At 70.6% G+C, this 15,637-nt stretch carries 14 protein-coding genes and 1 pseudogene; 5 read left to right on the top strand and 10 right to left on the bottom strand.

Features of this window, described 5'->3' with window-relative positions; translation table 11 throughout:
- Positions 1-41 precede the first annotated feature (41 nt).
- Together fmdA and FK268_RS08065 are read right to left on the bottom strand one after the other, a co-directional pair.
- A pseudogene (fmdA, locus tag FK268_RS08070) lies at positions 42-1,297 on the bottom strand (formamidase).
- Between the two features lie 28 nt (positions 1,298-1,325).
- The gene (locus tag FK268_RS08065; protein ID WP_146432905.1) at positions 1,326-1,607 is read right to left on the bottom strand and encodes an FmdB family zinc ribbon protein; all 282 of its coding nucleotides are present in this window, start codon (positions 1,605-1,607) and stop codon (positions 1,326-1,328) included.
- An 80-nt stretch (positions 1,608-1,687) separates the two neighbouring features.
- Between FK268_RS08065 and FK268_RS08060 the strand changes: the two genes are divergently transcribed.
- A complete protein-coding gene (locus FK268_RS08060; protein ID WP_231706978.1) occupies positions 1,688-2,116 on the top strand; it encodes an HNH endonuclease in 429 nt (142 codons plus the stop codon).
- On the opposite strand, the gene FK268_RS08055 is transcribed toward FK268_RS08060, so the two are convergent.
- The 7 genes from FK268_RS08055 to FK268_RS08025 form a co-directional block, all read right to left on the bottom strand.
- The gene (locus FK268_RS08055; protein ID WP_146432901.1) at positions 2,117-3,814 is read right to left on the bottom strand and encodes a purine-cytosine permease family protein; all 1,698 of its coding nucleotides are present in this window, start codon (positions 3,812-3,814) and stop codon (positions 2,117-2,119) included.
- Positions 3,815-3,907: 93 nt separating this feature from the next.
- A complete protein-coding gene (locus tag FK268_RS08050) occupies positions 3,908-4,699 on the bottom strand; it encodes an ion transporter (protein ID WP_146432900.1) in 792 nt (263 codons plus the stop codon).
- Between the two features lie 40 nt (positions 4,700-4,739).
- Positions 4,740-5,681, bottom strand: a complete 942-nt coding sequence (locus tag FK268_RS08045) for an ABC transporter substrate-binding protein (RefSeq protein ID WP_193560252.1) — start codon at positions 5,679-5,681, stop codon at positions 4,740-4,742.
- 48 nt (positions 5,682-5,729) lie between these two features.
- Positions 5,730-7,112 carry an ABC transporter ATP-binding protein gene (locus FK268_RS08040; protein ID WP_146432898.1) on the bottom strand — a complete coding sequence of 461 codons (1,383 nt, stop codon included), beginning with the start codon at positions 7,110-7,112 and terminating at the stop codon, positions 5,730-5,732.
- The gene (locus FK268_RS08035) at positions 7,109-7,915 is read right to left on the bottom strand and encodes an ABC transporter permease subunit (RefSeq protein ID WP_146432896.1); all 807 of its coding nucleotides are present in this window, start codon (positions 7,913-7,915) and stop codon (positions 7,109-7,111) included. The genes FK268_RS08040 and FK268_RS08035 overlap by 4 nt, the downstream gene beginning before the upstream one ends.
- On the bottom strand, positions 7,912-8,844 hold the full coding sequence (locus FK268_RS08030) for an ABC transporter permease (RefSeq protein WP_146432894.1): 933 nt from the start codon (positions 8,842-8,844) through the stop codon (positions 7,912-7,914). Before FK268_RS08030 ends, FK268_RS08035 begins: the two co-directional genes overlap by 4 nt.
- Positions 8,829-10,370, bottom strand: coding sequence for an ABC transporter substrate-binding protein (locus tag FK268_RS08025; protein ID WP_146432893.1), 1,542 nt, complete (start codon positions 10,368-10,370; stop codon positions 8,829-8,831). The genes FK268_RS08030 and FK268_RS08025 overlap by 16 nt, the downstream gene beginning before the upstream one ends.
- A gap of 133 nt (positions 10,371-10,503) precedes the next feature.
- Between FK268_RS08025 and FK268_RS08020 the strand changes: the two genes are divergently transcribed.
- The 4 genes from FK268_RS08020 to truB are packed head-to-tail and all read left to right on the top strand — an operon-like array spanning position 10,504 to position 14,502.
- Positions 10,504-11,892, top strand: coding sequence for an MATE family efflux transporter (locus tag FK268_RS08020; protein ID WP_146432891.1), 1,389 nt, complete (start codon positions 10,504-10,506; stop codon positions 11,890-11,892).
- A 9-nt stretch (positions 11,893-11,901) separates the two neighbouring features.
- Positions 11,902-12,915: a metallophosphoesterase family protein gene (locus FK268_RS08015; RefSeq protein ID WP_146432889.1), complete on the top strand. Its 1,014-nt coding sequence runs from the start codon at positions 11,902-11,904 to the stop codon at positions 12,913-12,915.
- On the top strand, positions 12,915-13,595 hold the full coding sequence (locus FK268_RS08010; RefSeq protein ID WP_146433463.1) for a 4'-phosphopantetheinyl transferase family protein: 681 nt from the start codon (positions 12,915-12,917) through the stop codon (positions 13,593-13,595). The genes FK268_RS08015 and FK268_RS08010 overlap by 1 nt, the downstream gene beginning before the upstream one ends.
- A gap of 1 nt (position 13,596) precedes the next feature.
- Entirely contained in the window at positions 13,597-14,502 is a 906-nt protein-coding gene (truB, locus tag FK268_RS08005) for a tRNA pseudouridine(55) synthase TruB (protein ID WP_146432887.1), read from the top strand.
- Between the two features lie 7 nt (positions 14,503-14,509).
- On the opposite strand, the gene FK268_RS08000 is transcribed toward truB, so the two are convergent.
- A complete protein-coding gene (locus FK268_RS08000; RefSeq protein ID WP_146432885.1) occupies positions 14,510-15,634 on the bottom strand; it encodes a GNAT family N-acetyltransferase in 1,125 nt (374 codons plus the stop codon).
- Between the last annotated feature and the right edge of the window lie 3 nt (positions 15,635-15,637).

Below are 15,637 nucleotides of genomic sequence, written 5' to 3'. Positions count from 1 at the left end.
GGCCTCCGCGGCTCGGCCGTCGTCGGATGCGGGGTCGGGTATCACCGCGACGCGCGCGGTGCCCCCTGGCCGGGGTCGATCCGGGTCGGACCGTCCTTGCCCGGCGTCACGTCGAAGTCGAAGATCGACGTCGGGATGTACACCGTGGCACAGGAGTTCGGGATGTCGACCACGCCCGAGAGGCGGCCCTCGATCGGCGCCGCGCCGAGCAGCAGGTAGGCCTGCTCCGGGCTGTAGCCGAACTTCGTGAGGTAGTCGATCGCGTGCAGGCAGGCGCGCTGGTACGCCAGATGGCTGTCCAGGTAGCGCTGCTCGTCGTCCAGGGTGACCGACGTGCCCGAGAAGGCGAGGAACTGCTCGTACCGCGGGCCGACGTCGCCGCCGGGCAGGAAGATCGCGTTCTCACTCACGCCGTAGGTCTCCATGCCGCCGGAGATGATGTCGACGTGCAGGTCGATGAAGCCGCCCATCTCGATGGCGCCGCAGAAGGTGATCTCGCCGTCGCCCTGGCTGAAGTGCAGGTCGCCGACCGACAGGTTCGCCCCGTCGACGAAGACCGGGTAGAAGACGCGGGTGCCGCGCGTGAGGTTCTTGATGTCCTGGTTGCCGCCGTTCTCGCGCGGCGGCGCGGTGCGGGCGGCCTCCGCGGCGGCCGCGGTGAAGGCGTCGCCGGTGAGGGTGCCGAGGATGGCGTCGTTCGCTCGGGCGGCAGCGCGAGCGGCGGCACGCGGTCGGGATCGGTCGCGATGAGCGCGGCCTCGCGGGCGTTCCACCGCGCCAGCAGGTCCTTCGACGGTGCCGTGCCCATCAGGCCCGGATGGATGATGCCGGTGAAGCTGACGTGCGGCACGTGCCGCGACGTCGCCGTGTGGCCGGTGAAGTCCCAGATCGCCTTGTAGGCGTCGGGGAACTGGTCGGTGAGGAAGCCGCCGCCGTTCTCCTTGGCGAAGATGCCGGTGTAGCCCCAGCCCTGGCCCGCGAGGGGGCCGCTGTCCTCCTGCGGGATCGGGCCCACGTCCACGATGTCGACGATCAGCAGGTCGCCCGGCTTCGCGCCCTCGACCGCGATGGGTCCGGACAGCGTGTGCACCGTGGTCAGCGGCGCATTGAGGATGTCCTCGGCCGAGTCGTCGTTGTGGATGGCACCGTCGAACCACTCCCGGCAGTGCACGCGGAAGGTGTCACCCGGCTTGACGGTGACCGCCGGCGGGATGGCGTAGTGCCACCGGTTGTGGCCGATCTTCTCCTGGTCGGTGAACTTCTTACTGGAATCGAGCGGAAAGACGACTTCGGGCATGGAGCGGGCCTTTCTTCGGATGGGTGTTTCAGGGGCGGGGGAGGCGTGCGTGCAGGGGGTTCGACGGTGCGCCGCCCCCGCCGCGCGGACGGCCGGCGGGCGCGCCGACCACCGCGGGCCGTTCCGCTGTGGCCTTGGTGGCGTCGAGCAGCTTCATCGCGCCGGACGCGCCGGCGCCGAGGCGGGGCGCGGTGATGCCACGACGCGCCGGAGCGCCGCAGCGACACGCCGTGGTCGCGGGGACGTCGCGCATGCTGAAGACGGCGTCGAAGGGTCCGCAACTGCTGCAGCGGAATTCATAGGTAGGCATGAATGGACCGTAGGCCTTTCGTCCGGTCCCCGAGGGGAAACTACCGAATCGGTATCGCTTTGACTGGGTACCGTGAGCCCGTGCCCCCGAAGTCGACTCCGCCACGCGCGCGGACCCGCAAGGCCCGGATCGCCCGCCGTCGGGCGAAGCGGGTGGCCGCCGCCGACAACGACCTCACGGCGGCGCAGTGGGACGAGCTCCTCGCACTGTGGGGCGTGTGCGCGTACTGCGGGGCAGAGGGGCCCTTCCAGAAGGACTGCGTGCTGCCGATCTCCCGCGGCGGGCGGTACACCCAGCAGAACGTGGTACCGGCGTGCCGCTCGTGCAACGCCAGCAAGTGCAATTCCGAGGTCACGGGGTGGATGCGGCGCAAGAAGCTCGACGAGAAGGCCTTCCTGCAGGGGCACGCCGAGATCCTGATGCACCTGCGGGAGCGCGACGCCGACGACGGTGCGCCGACCGGGGAGGCCGGGGCACCGTCGGACGGGGATGGAGCCGTCGCGTCCTGACTACCGGACCGGAGGATCGGCCGGCAGGACGTGTGCGCCGGACTTGTCCGTCGAGAGTGCCAGCGAGCTGATGTACTGCTTCTCGCCGTCGGGCCCGGGCACGGCGGAGGCCACCATGTCGGGCCGTTCGAACTCGACGCCGGTCACGCAGCAGAGCAGCTTCTCGCCCGAAGGATTGCCGTTCTCGTCGAACATCGGCAGGTCGATGCCGTCGTCGGACCGGCGCAGGTAGTACTTGCCGCGGGTGGCGATGGCGAGGACCGGCGGCAGCACGAGCGCGAGGACCAGGGCGACCAGCGGCGAGTAGGGCTGCAGGCCGGAGCCCAGGAGCCCGAAGAACGCGGCGATGGAGAGTCCGGCCGCCACGATCACCGAGACGAATCCGACGGGGTTGACGCTGTAGAGCATGCCGCGCCGGAACTCCGGCACCTTCGGCGAGATCTTCAGCAGGTACTTGTTGATCGCGATGTCGCTGGCGACGGCCACGATCCAGGCGATGCCGCAGTTGGCGTAGAAGTTCAGCAGGTTGTTGAGGAAGCTGAACATGTCCGCCTCCATGAGCACGATCGCGATGACCACGTTGAACACGAGGAAGACGAGCCGGCCCGGGTAGGTCTTGGTGACGCGGGTGAAGCTGTTGGTCCACGCCAGCGAGCCCGAGTAGGCGTTGGTCACGTTGATCTTGATCTGGCTGATGACCACCAGGATCACGGCGAGCGTGAGCGCGAGCCAGTGCGGGAGGAAGTCCTGGTAGATCTCCACGAACTGGTGCACCGGCTGGTTGGCGATGCCGGCGTTGTCGATGGTGATCCCGATCAGGTAGACCGCCAGGAAGAGCCCGACGATCTGCTTGATGGCGCCGAAGAAGACCCAGCCGGGGCCGGCGGTGATCACGGCGGTCCACCAGCGCCGCGAGTTCTCGGGCGTCTTGGGCGGCATGAAGCGCAGGTAGTCGATCTGCTCGGCGATCTGCGCGATGAGCGAGAGGCACACGCCCGCGGCGAGCATGGTCCCGGCGAAGCTGACGCCCTTGTGCAGGGGTTCGCCGGTGGCGGTGTCGATGCCGCCGAAGGCGAAGAAGTCGCCGATGGCCTCCGGGTGCTTGAAGAGCAGGTACCCGAACGGCAGCACCATCATGACCAGCCACAGCGGGGTGGTCCACACCTGCAGCTTCGCGAGCGTGTTCATGCCGTAGATCACCAGCGGGATGATCAGCACCGAGGACAGCAGGTATCCGAGCCAGAGGGGGATGCCCAGGCCGAGTTCGAGGCCCTGCGCCATGATCGAGCCCTCGAGCGCGAAGAAGATGAACGTGAACGACGCGAAGATCACGTTGGTGAGCACGGAGCCGTAGTAGCCGAAGCCGCTGCCGCGGGTGATGAGGTCGAGGTCGATGTTGTACCGCGCCGCGTAGTAGGCCAGCGGGTAGCCGGTCAGCACGATGACGAGCGCGAAGAAGCCGATGCCCCACAGCGCGTTGCCGGTGCCGTTCGCGATGCCGATGTTCGCGCCGATCGCGAAGTCGGCCAGGTACGCTATGCCACCGAGCGCCGAGGTCGCGACGACGGCGGGCCCCCACTTGCGGTAGCTCCGCGGCGCGAACCGCAGGGTGTAGTCCTCGAGCGTCTCGCGGGACGCGGCGTCGCGGAGTGCGTTCGACGGTGCGCCGTCGGCCTCCGCGGGTTGCAGTGCGGTCACTTCGGATCCCTTCCGGCCCCGGCCGTGCGGCGGGGTTGGAGGAATCGTGCTGGCGGCGCGTTCGGTCGCGATGACCCCGCCGTAACGGACGGGTTACGGCGCGGGCGGCGGTGTCACGGCGGTGTTGCCCGCAGCGGCCTCCTTGCGCTTGACCGAATCGCGGATCTGGTCGATGTTCTCCCGCAGCATGTCCGAGACGAGCTCGTCGGTCCGCTGATCGGCGAGCACCTGCAGCACCATGCGGAAGGTGGTGTCCACGATGAGCTGGATGATCTCGTCGTGGAAGGGGATGTACTTGACGCTCTTGGTCTGCGGGTCGTTCTTGATGGTCTCCAGGATCATGCCGCTCATCTCCGGCTTGTTCTCCTCGAGCGCGGCGGCGATGTTCTTGGTGTAGTGACCGGTCTTGAGCACCTCGGCCACCTCGTCGAGCACGGCGATGGTGATCGGGCGCTTGACCGCATCGACGACGGTGTCGGTCGCCCGGGCCACGATGACGGCGGTCACCCGGTCGCCGTAGGCGCGATCGATCGCGCTGGCCAGACGCGCGACCACGAGCACGATGCGCAGGAACTTGAAGGCGTGCGGCAGCGCCATCGTCACGACGAAGGCGGGCACCATGCCGAGCAGCTCGTACCAGTGCAGCAGCAGGAACTTCCGCGACCAGTGCTCGGCCCGCCAGCGTGCCAGGAAGTCGAGGAGGAAGACCACGCAGATGGCACCGTCGATCCACAGCACGGTGATGTAGAGCGGTCGCGGCAACCGCACGAAGGTCATCCACGTGATCAGCACGAGCGAGACGACCGCGAGCGCGATGGGCGCCCAGTCCGTCCAATGGACGGGCGGGCGTCGGCGCGGGGTCGTGGTCACAATGGGCGCAGTCATCACGCTCGACCCTACTGAGCGGAGCGGGCGAGCGGCGGGATTACGCTCCGGGCTTCACCAGCCGCTCCACGTCATCGATGATGCGGCCGGCGCCGAGCACACCGATGCCCACCATCCAGGTGTCGTCGTCGACGGCGAAGGCGCGGTTCGCGGCGACCGCGGGGAGCGCGCCCCAACGGTCGGTCACGCTCTGCCGGGTGGCCGCCGAACCGGCGCCGAGCGTGTGGAAGACGTAGTCGCCGTCGATCTCGCCGAAGTTCTCCAGCGAGGGCTCGATCATCGAGTAGGCGCCCCACGGCTTCGACGGGAGGCGAAAGCCCATCGCGGTGATCACACTGCCCGAGAAGGTCTCGGGGCCGTAGATCCGGAAGGAGCCGTTCGCGCGCCAGCGCACGATCGAGACGGACGCACCGGTGGCACCCACCTTCCGCCCGACCTCGACGGCCCGCTCGTCCAGCTTGGCGAGCTGCTCGGTCATCTGCTCGGAGCGGTTCACCGCCTGCGCGGTGATGGTCGCCTGCTCCTTCCAGTTGGTGCCCGTGTCCACCGAGTACACGGTGGGTGCGATGGCGGAGAGCTGCTGGTAGAGCTTCTCGTGGCGCACCTTCGAGCCGATGATGAGGTCGGGCCGCAGCGTGGCGATCTCCTCGATGTCCGGGCCGGAGATCAGCCCGACGTTCGCGGTCCCGTCGAGCTTGTCGCGGAGGTAGCCGGGAAAGCCCTCGTTCGCGGCGGCGACGGCCGCCCCGACCGGCGTGATGCCCAGCGAGACGAGGGCATCGGTGTGCGGGGAGTCGATGACGACGATCCGCTGCGGATTCACCGGCACCTTCGTCTCGCCCATCGCGTGCCGGACGACCCGGGTGTCGGAGGCCGCGGTGTCGGAGCCGCCGGAACCACAGGCGACGAGCGCTGCCGCGGTGCTGACGGCGAGGGCTGCCGCGAGGAATCGCCGGCGGGTCGGGAGCGGTGCGATCGTCATGACGGAACGATAGCATTTGGTTAGGCTTGCCTTGGCAAACGGTGGGTGCTAGGTGGCTGCGCTCCGCCACCCGGATGTCGCGTCGATGATCTCGTCGCACCACCGGCCGACGAAATCGTGGTCGTGGCTGATCAGGACGACGGCGATGTCCTGCTCGGTCGCGACGGTGCGCAGCAGGGCGCCGATCCCGTCCGCGGTCGATGCGTCGAGCGCGGACGTCGCCTCGTCGCACACCAGGACGCGGGGCTGCGCCGCGAGTGCCCGGGCGATCGCGACCCGCTGCCGCTGACCGCCGGACAGCCGGTCGGGGGTGCGATCGAGGAACGAGTCGTCGAGGCCGACCAGGCGCAGTAAGTGGCGCACGCTCGTGGAACGGTCGGTCGGCGTGCGGCGGAGCGCGAGCGGGCGCCGGAGCGTCGCGTCGACGGTGCGATGCGGATTCAGAGTGCCCCGCACGTTCTGGGGGACGAGTTGGACCAGGTGACGCTGCGAGCGCCTGCGCCTGCCGACCGTGGTGAGTGCCGCATCGTCGACGGTGAGCGTGCCCGGGGATCGATGCAGACCCGCCAGGACCCGCGCGACGGTGGTCTTCCCGCATCCGGAGTCACCCGTCACGCCGATCAGCCGGCCCGAGCGGAAGCAGAGGTCGACGTCCTCGGCCAGGATCGCACCGCCCGGCGACACGACGGACTCGAGGTGCGCCGCGAGCACCGTCCTCCCGGCTGTCGTGGACGGCGGCGACGCGACGGGACTCGGTACTCGCGACGGCCCGGATGGGGGCGGTGTGGGCAACCGCACGATCCCGTCGAGGAGATCGCGGATAGGGGAGTCCTCGATGAGGTGGCCGGTCATCAGCACGGCCAGACCTTGCTCACGCGCGAGCCGTCGCAGGAGCAGCATCATCCGCGTACGGCCGTTCGGGTCGAGACCGGCGAGCGGCTCGTCGGCGAGCAGCAGCCGCGCGCCCTTCGCGAGCCCCCGCGCCAGGGCCACGCGCCGTTGCTGTCCGCCGGACAGTTCCGTGATCCGGCGGCGCAGCAGGGCGCGGTCGAGCTCGACGAGGTCGGCGAGCCCGCCGGGTGTGTGCGTGTCGACGGACAGTTCGCGCAGGATCCGTTCCGCGGTGTGCGTCGGATTGAGCGCGGTCGCCGGGTCCTGATCGACGTACGCGACGAGCTCGCGCCGGTACCGCCGCAGGTCCGCGCCCCCGAGAGCGAACGGATCGCTGCCGCTCACCCGGATGGCGCCCGTGGCCTCGGATCCCGCCGGGACGGCGCCGAGCACGGCCCGCAGCACCGTCGACTTCCCCGATCCCGACGCGCCCGTCAGGGCGACCACGGCGCCAGCGTCGAGCTCCAGGCTGACGGGCGCGAGCAGGACGTCGCCGCCGAGGCGCACGCCGAACTCGCGGACGGACAGGAGTGCGCTCACGCCGCCACCCCCGCGGGGTCGACGGTGCCGGGCCGCCGCGTCGCGAGCGTCACCGCGATCGACGTTGCGGCGATCATGAGTGCCGGCGCGAGGGCCGCCCACGGGTTCAGGAGCAGGCCGGCGCCGTTGTCGCGCACCGACTGCGCCCAGTTCGTGTCGTCGAGTCCGGTCGGTACGTGCAGGAAGGCCGCAGTGGCCACGAGGTAGGTCGCCTCGACCATCCGCAGCCCGAAGACGGCGGTCACGGTCCGGCGCATGGACGGCAGGATCTCGCAGAGTATCAGGCGCGGCACGGTCTCGCCGGTGCCCTCCGCGGCCTCGACATGACCGCTCATGGCGACGACCGCCGCGGCGGGCTGCAGTACCTTCGCCGCGTACGGCGTCCCCAGAACGACGCCGGTCACGCCGATCGCGGCGACCCCGGCGTGGGGCAGTGCCGCGCCCAGCACGAGCATCGCGAGGATCGCGGGAATCAGGACGGCGCCGTCCGTCGCGAGACGCAGAGCCGTGTCGACGGCGGGGCGCAGTGCGGCGAGCGCCCCGAGTACCGCGCCCAGCACGGTGACGGCCGCCGCGAGGGTCAGGGCGATCAACAGCAGTCCGGTGCCGCCGACGAGGAGCCGGTCGAGGACGTCGCGGCCGAGCTTGTCGGTGCCCAGCAGATGCTCGGCGCTCGGCCCGGCGAAGGGGATGGAGGCCGTCGCGCCGGCATCGAATCCGGTCGTGAGCGCGCCGTACCCGGAGCCCCCGGCGACGACCAGCGCGACCAGCAGGGCCGGGACGGAGCGGAGCCGCGCGGTCACGCCGTACGCCCCGTCACGATGATCCGCACGGCGTCGGATGCGGTGAGGACCACGGCGATGAGTACGCCCACGAGGGCGACGATCGCGGTCGCCGTCACCGAGTCCTTGTCCGTCACGGCGGCGGTGAGCAGGTTGCCCACACCCGGATGATTGAACACCGTCTCCACCACGACCGCGCCGCCGACCAGCATTCCGGTGGAGGTCGCCGCGGCGGCGGCGATGGTGGGGATCGCCATCGGCAGGACGTGCCGCGTCGTCACCCGCCACGGAGTGAGCCCGTCGAGGAGGGCCTGCGTCACGTGCGGGTCGCCGCGATGGTCGGCGACGGCGGCGTGCACCACCCTGCTGTTCCATCCGACCTGCGGGATCGCGAGCGCGAGGACGGGGAGCACCCGCATATCGGGAGCCGCGATGCCGCCGTCGGCCGTCACGATCGTGACCGCGGGCAGCGCGTCGAGCAGCAGTGCGAAGACGACGATGAGCACGGTCGCGATCACGAACTCGGGCACCGCGATCGAGGTCGTCGTCAGGCCGTCGACGAGCCGTCGGGCGCCGGGCTTCGCCCGCATCGCCCACCAGGTTCCCAGCGCGGTCGCGCAGGGCACCGTGATCAGGAGCGCCGCGCCCACGACGATCAGCGTCTCCGGCAGGGCGGCCGCGACGAGTTCGCCCACGCTCCGGCCTCGCACCGTCGTACCGAGATCGCCGGTGAACAGCCCCGCGAGCCAGTGGGCGAAGCGGACGGGCCAGGCGTGGTCCATCCCCAGCTCCGCGTTCTTCGCCGCGACGGCGTCCTCGGTCGCGTTCGCGCCGAGGGCGCCCCTGGCCGCCGACCCCGGTAGGAGGTCGACGGCGGCGAAGACCGCCGCCAGCACTCCGACGAGTAGCACCAGGCGCCCCGCGAGGCGGCGGATCAGGACGAGAGCCACACCTTCTCCAGCTGCATCCGGCCGAAGCCCGGAGCGGTCGGGAGCCCGCGGACCCGTGTGGTCGCGACATCGACACCGTCGACCACGCCCCACACGAGGTAGCCGCTGCGGTCGTACTCGGCCCGCTGCATCGCGGTCGACGCGGTCCGCTGCGCCGCCTCGTCCCGCGCGGCCAGCAGATCGGTGTAGGCCTGCTCGAAGGCGGCGTCGTTCCAGCCGGTCTCGTTGTTCTTCGCGTCCTTCTTGAGCACCTTGTCGGCGAAGAAGACCACGGAATCGTTGGTGCCCCAGGTCATGTTGTACAGGTCGGCCTTGCCCCAGGTGTTGTCGTAGAAGGTGGTCGAGTCCTGCACCGTGACCTCGATCGTGACGCCCGCGTCGGCGGCCTGCTTGGCGAACAGTTTCGCGGAGTCGACCTGCCCGGTGGCCTCGTCGATGGTGAAGAAGTCGTAGCTGCGGCCGGTGTCGAACTTCGCCTCCGCCAGCAACTGCTTGGCGCGGTCGATGTTCCGGGTGCGCTGGGGGAGCGACCGGTCGTAGAACGGATCGCCCGTCCCGAGCACGTCGTTGCCGACGGCGCCGTAGCCGGACAGGACGGACTGGACCAGTTGGCGCCGGTCGGCGATCAGTCGCATCGCCTCCCGGACCTTCGGGTCCGCGAACGGTCCGGACGCGGTGCGCATGATGATCGGCATCACCGAGTCGTTGGCGCGGCGGATCACCGCCAGCTCACCGTTGGTCTCCGCGGTGCGGCCGGCGACGGCGCCCACGGCGGACGCGAGATCGATTCCGCCGCTCTGGATCGCGTTGCTCATGGCCTCGGCGGAGGCGAAGGGGATCACCTCGATCGCGTCGAGGTACGGTGCGCCGCCGTGCCAGGAGTCGTTGCGCACCAAGCGCGCCCGCCCGGCCGAGTAGGTCTCCATCCGGAACGGGCCGGAGCCCTGCCAGTCCGACGGTGCCGTGCCCTTCTTCATCACGAAGGTCACCAGGCGGACCAGCAGGGGGATCTGGCTGTTCGGCTGTGGCGAGGTCAGGGAGAACCGGCTGCCGTCCACGACCTTGACCTGGTCGGCGGGCACCGGGACCTTGAAGGCGATGGTCTTGTCGCCCGCGATCCGTTGCAACGACCACACGACGTCCTCCGCGGTGACCGGGGAGCCGTCGTGGAACCTCGCCCCGTCGGCGACGGTGAAGGTCCAGGTGCGACCGTCCGCGGACTGCTCCCAGCTCTTCGCGAGCCGGGGTGCGACGTTCTTGTCCTTGGTCGGGACCGTGAGCGCGTCGTAGACCAGCGACATGATGAGGAAGTCGCTGTCGTTGGACAGGTTCTGGTGCGGGTCCTGCTGCGTCGCCCCCGGCTTGCCGAGTGCGCCGACACGCAGCGTCCCGCCGCGCCGGGGCGTGCCGCCGCCACCGTCGCCGGCGCCGTCCGAGCCGCCGTTGCGGCCGCACGCCGCCAGGGCCGCGAGCGCGGCGACACCCGCCGAGCCGATCAAGAATCCGCGCCGATCCACCGTGGGCATGCGCCTGCCTTCCATCGAAAGACCAGGTCGTGGACCCGGTCGGGTCGTGAGTGCGCCTAGCCTAACCTGACACAGGATCGGCTCACCTATTCCGCTCGGGAATCCACGCGCCCGGCCAGTACAGTTCCCCGTGATGAACACGGCTCCCGCTTCCGCGCCGCGCTACCTGCGCCGCCAGTTGGTCGGGCTGGCGGCCCCGATCGCCGGTACCCAGCTCGCCCAGATCGCGCTGTCGACCACCGACACCGCGATGATGGGCGTGCTCGGCGTCCAGGCGCTCGCGGGCGGCGGCCTGGCCGTGGTGATCTTCAACCAGGTCCGCACCATGGGCGTCGGGCTCGTCGTCCCGCTCGGCAACCAGGTCGCCGCCGCGGACGCCGACGGTGCCGACCCCGACCGCCTGCGCGGGCACGTCCGCGCGGGCTTCCTCCTCGCGACGGCCGCCGCGGTGGTGGGGGCGCTCGCCATCGTCGGCATCGGGGCGCTCCTGCCGCATCTGGGGCAATCGGGACCCGTCGTCGACGCCGCCCGGCCGATGCTGATCGCCCTTGCGCCGGGGCTCGTGCCGTGCCTGTGGTTCCAGGTCATCCGCCAGTACACCGTCGGTATGCAACGGCCCCGCGGCATGCTGGGTATCACCCTCGCTGCGGTGGCGCTCAACGCCGCTCTGAACCTCGCATTCATCCACGGCTGGGGCCCGTTCCCCGCGATCGGACTCGCGGGCATCGGCCTGGCGACCTCGTTCGTGCACCTCGCGCTCTTCCTCGCCTTCTGGACACTGGTGCGCCGCGACCCGCGGTTGGCGCCCCACCTGTCGCTCGACTTCTGGAAGGCTCCCGCGGACGACGTCCGATCGCTGGCGCGACTCGGCGTGCCGGTATCCGCGACCTACGCCGGCGAGGCCGGCATGTTCTCGGTCCTCGCCCTGGTCATGGGGGCCATCTCGGAGACCGCCCTCGCCGCCCACAACGTGGTCTACCAGGTGACCTTCATCGTCTTCCAGCTCGCCATCGGGCTGTCGCAGGCGTCGTCGATCCTGGTCAGCAGGCAGGTCGTCACGGGGCACGTGCACCGGGCGCTCGCGGTCGCGCGGCTCGCGCTCGGATACGCCTTGCTCGCGGTCCTGGCCTCGGGTGCCTGCTACCTCGTCGCCCCGGGAGTCGTCCTGGCGCCCTTCCTGAACGGCGACGGTGACGGGGCCACGCTCACGCTCGCCTCGTCGCTGCTGCTCATCGGTGTCGTCATGCAGTTCGCCGATTCCGCGCAGAACATCGGTGTCGGGCTACTGCGGGGCCTGGGCGACACGGTCTCGGGATTCCGGCTGTCCGTCATCGGTTACTGGGTGGTGGGCCTGCCCGCCGCTCTGGCGCTGGCCTTCTGGGCCGATCTCGGCGCCGCGGGCGTCTGGTGGGGACTCACCTGCGGCCTCGCCACCACCGCGACGCTGATGCTCACCCGGTTCCGCGCGCGGCTACGAGGGCTGGAGGCGGAGCGCGCAGGGCCGCCGGAGCCGAACCGGTAGCGTGGAGGGGTGGCGAAACTCCTGGCGATCAGTGACCTGCACGTGGGGCACCGGGGGAACGAGGGCATCGTCGACCGGGTGTGGCCCACATCGCCCGACGATTGGCTGATCCTCGCGGGCGACGTCTGCGAGCGCACCGACCAGCTCGACGAGGTGCTCACCGCGCTCGCACCGCGGTTCGAGAAGGTGATCTGGGTCCCGGGCAATCACGAGCTGTACACCACCTCGAAGGATCCGATGCAGGTCTTCGGCGAGGCGCGCTACGACCACCTCGTGGAGATCTGCCGGCACCACGGCGTCCTCACCCCGGAGGATCCGTTCCCGGTCTTCGAGGATCCCGACGCCGGTCCCGTCACCGTCGTGCCGATGTTCCTGCTCTACGACTACACCTTCCGCGACGAGGGCCTCACGACGTTGCAGGCGCTGGCCCGCGCGAAGGAGAAGAGCGTCGTCGCCACCGACGAGTTCCTGCTCTCGCCGGAGCCCTACGCCACGCGTGATGCCTGGTGCCGGGCCCGCCTCGACTACACCCGGCGGCGCCTCGCCGCGCTTCCGGCGGGCACGCGCACGGTGCTGGTGAACCACTGGCCGCTGCGCCGCGAGCCCACGGAGGTGCTGTTCTACCCGGACTTCGCGCTGTGGTGCGGCACGCGGGAGACGGCGGACTGGCACCGCACCTACAACGCGGAGGCCGCCGTCTACGGCCACCTGCACATCCCGCGCACCACCTGGTACGACGGCGTGCGGTTCGAGGAGGTCTCGGTCGGCTACCCGCGCGAGTGGCAGCAGCGGGGCCTGCCGGAGCCGCTACTGCGGCAGATCCTCCCGGCCCCGGACTACACCGAGGAGTCGCTGGGGCACTACGGCGTGCACTTCGAGGTGGATCCGGAGTACCGGGACGATCCGGAGAAGTTCGCCGCGGAACGCGCGGCGGCCCAGGAGCGGCTGAGCGATCGCCGCGTCGCCGCTCGGGAACGGATCGCCGAGCGTCGAGCGGCGCGGGCGAAGGAGGGGGAGAAGTGATCCTGCAGTCCATGCTCCCGCGCGGGGTCGTCGCGCGGGAGGCGCACGGCGATGTCGAGGCGCCGCTGCATCCGCGCGAAGCCGCACAGATCGCCAAGGCGGTGCCGAAGCGCCAGGCCGAGTACGCGACGGTGCGGCATCTCGCCCGGGAGGCGCTGGGGGAGTTGGGCATCGGTGACGCCGTGCTCGTCAAGGGCGAGGGTGGCGGGGTGGACTGGCCCCGCAACGTCGTCGGCGCGCTCACCCACTGCGACGGCTACCGCGGTGCGGTGGTCGGCTACCGGATGGGTGTGCGCACCGTCGGGATCGATGCCGAGCCGCACCTCGCCCTCCCGGACAAGGTGCTCCCCACGGTCTCCGTCGAGTCCGAGCGCGAGGTGCTCGCGGCGCGCCCCGACGACGGCCTGCACTGGGACCGGCTCCTGTTCTGCGCCAAGGAGGCCACGTACAAGGCATGGAATCCGATCACCGGGCGCTGGCTGGGATTCGAGGACGCCGAGATCACCTTCGACCTCACCTCGCGCACCGATCGGCCGTCCGGCCCCGCGGCGGAGGGGACCTTCCACTCCCGGATCCTCATCGACGGCAAGGCGACCGACGGCGGCCCTCCCGTCGCAGCCTTCGACGGCCGGTGGCGGATCACCGACGGCCTCATCGTGACCTCGATCGCGGAGGTGTGAGATGACCTCCGGCAGAGGCTTCCTCGAACCCGACGGCGCGGGTCTGATCATCGTCGACAAGCCCGCGGGCCTGACCAGTCACGATGTCGTCGCGCGCTGCCGTCGGGCGATGAGTACCCGCAAGGTCGGCCACGCCGGCACCCTCGACCCGATGGCCACCGGCGTCCTGGTCATCGGCATCGAACGCGCCACCAAGCTGCTCGGGCACCTGGCGCTGACCACCAAGGCGTACTCGGCCACCGTCCGGCTCGGCGCGTCCACCACCACCGACGACGCCGAGGGCGAGACCGCCGGGGGTGCGTCCGCCGCGGGGCTCACCGAGGACGACGTCCGGGCCGCGATGGCGCCGTTGACCGGCGAGATCGAGCAGGTCCCGTCGTCGGTGAGCGCGATCAAGGTCGACGGTAAGCGCGCGCACCAGCTCGTCCGTGAGGGCGCCGACGTGCAGCTCAAGGCGCGCCCCGTGACTGTGGACGAGTTCGCTGCGCACGCCTTCCGCCGCGAGGGCGAGTTCCTCGACGTGGACGTGACGGTGGAGTGCTCGTCCGGCACGTACGTTCGCGCTCTGGCCCGTGACCTGGGTGCCGCGCTCGGTGTGGGCGGGCACCTCACCGCGCTGCGCCGCACCCACGTCGGGCCGTACGGCCTCGATCACGCGATCACCCTGGGCGATCTCTTCGAGACACCGCGCCTGTCCTACGACATCGATGAGGCGATCGCCGCGGGCTTCGCGACCCGGGAGATCACCGACGAGCAGTCCGTCGATCTGGCGCTCGGCCGGTGGCTCGACCCCGTCGGCATGCCGGGCGTCTACGCCGCGGTCACACCGGACGGCCGGGCCTTCGCGCTGTTGCAGGAGAGCGGCAAGCGTGCGAGCTCGGTCTTCGTGGTGCGACCGTCGGCCTGACTGTCCGTCACTCCTCCCTCAGGCGCGTCCACGATTCCCGTGGCGAGCCCTCGTCGCCGATCGTCGGCAATGTCGGGCCCTCCGAGGCGAAGCCGAGCGCGATGAGGGCGTCGTGGGCTGCGGCATGCCGGTCCGCGAGCGCGATCGTCAGGCGACGGGTGTCCTGTCGTTCGGCGGCGGCCCGGCAGGCCGCGACGAGGACTGCGGTCGCCTCGTCGGCACTGGTGTCGCCGCGCAGGCGATCGATGATCTCCGTCGTCGACGTTCCGCTGTCGACGTGCATGCCGGTCTCCCCGACGGCCCGGCCACCGACGGCCACCGTGTATCCGCCGCGACTCGTGGGTTGGAATCGGATCCCATCGCCGCTCCTCGCCCCGGCGAGACCGAGGATGTCGTCCGACTCCGCCGGCAGGCGCGCAGCTCGTGCCCGGGTGCGAAGCCTGCGCACCCCGTGACGCGCGAGGCCCAGCGTTGCCCCGAGCGTCGGCCGGGTCGCGGCGCGGGACGGCACCGGTTCCGCGCCGATCGAGGCGAGAACAGTCTCCAAGCCATCGCGCGACTTCTCGGTGTTGGCGAGGATGTGGACCGAGTGATCGGTCGGCGTGCCGTCGTACTCGCGCAGTCGGCGCAGCGTCTGCAGGTACGTGAAGCCGACCGATTCGGCGAGCGCGATCGGCGGTCGGTTGTGTACGGCCATCGGCGCGACGACGTACGGAAGGTCGGGATTCGTGCGAAACGCATCCGCTACGCAGGACGCCGTGAAGAACGCCGTGACCTCATAGGACCGGGGCAGTCCGGCCACCCATGTCGATGCTTCCGCATGACCTGTGCGCGGGTCGCGCCCCGCCCACGCCTGGTAGCCGACCACGCGGTCCCGGGCCCCGTCCTCGAGAGTGAGAACTCGGGCGATCCGGACGTCCGGATCGTGCGTCGCCGTCCACCACGTCGCGGCCCATGCCGCGCAGGAGTGGTCGGCGTCCCAATCCCTTTCCGGACTGCCGAACGCCGGACGCAGCCTGCCCTCGTACTCGAGATTGGTACGCCGCCACGAGTCGGCGTCGGAGAGGCGGGGGGCGCGGATTTCGACGACATGCTCGCCGATGCGGTAACGGCCGTCGTTCGACTGGTTCACGCC

It is taken from the genome of Tsukamurella sputi, from assembly GCF_007858445.1.
Classification (GTDB): domain Bacteria; phylum Actinomycetota; class Actinomycetes; order Mycobacteriales; family Mycobacteriaceae; genus Tsukamurella; species Tsukamurella sputi.
This window is presented reverse-complemented; position numbering and strand designations above follow the sequence as displayed.

Coding starts and splice junctions, on each gene's coding strand:
- FK268_RS08020 (WP_146432891.1), top strand. CDS start 10,504: ATGAACACGGCTCCCGCTTCCGCGCCGCGCTACCTGCGCCGCCAGTTG.
- FK268_RS08050 (WP_146432900.1), bottom strand. CDS start 4,699: ATGACTGCGCCCATTGTGACCACGACCCCGCGCCGACGCCCGCCCGTC.
- FK268_RS08045 (WP_193560252.1), bottom strand. CDS start 5,681: ATGACGATCGCACCGCTCCCGACCCGCCGGCGATTCCTCGCGGCAGCC.
- truB (WP_146432887.1), top strand. CDS start 13,597: ATGACCTCCGGCAGAGGCTTCCTCGAACCCGACGGCGCGGGTCTGATC.
- FK268_RS08025 (WP_146432893.1), bottom strand. CDS start 10,370: ATGCCCACGGTGGATCGGCGCGGATTCTTGATCGGCTCGGCGGGTGTC.
- FK268_RS08065 (WP_146432905.1), bottom strand. CDS start 1,607: ATGCCTACCTATGAATTCCGCTGCAGCAGTTGCGGACCCTTCGACGCC.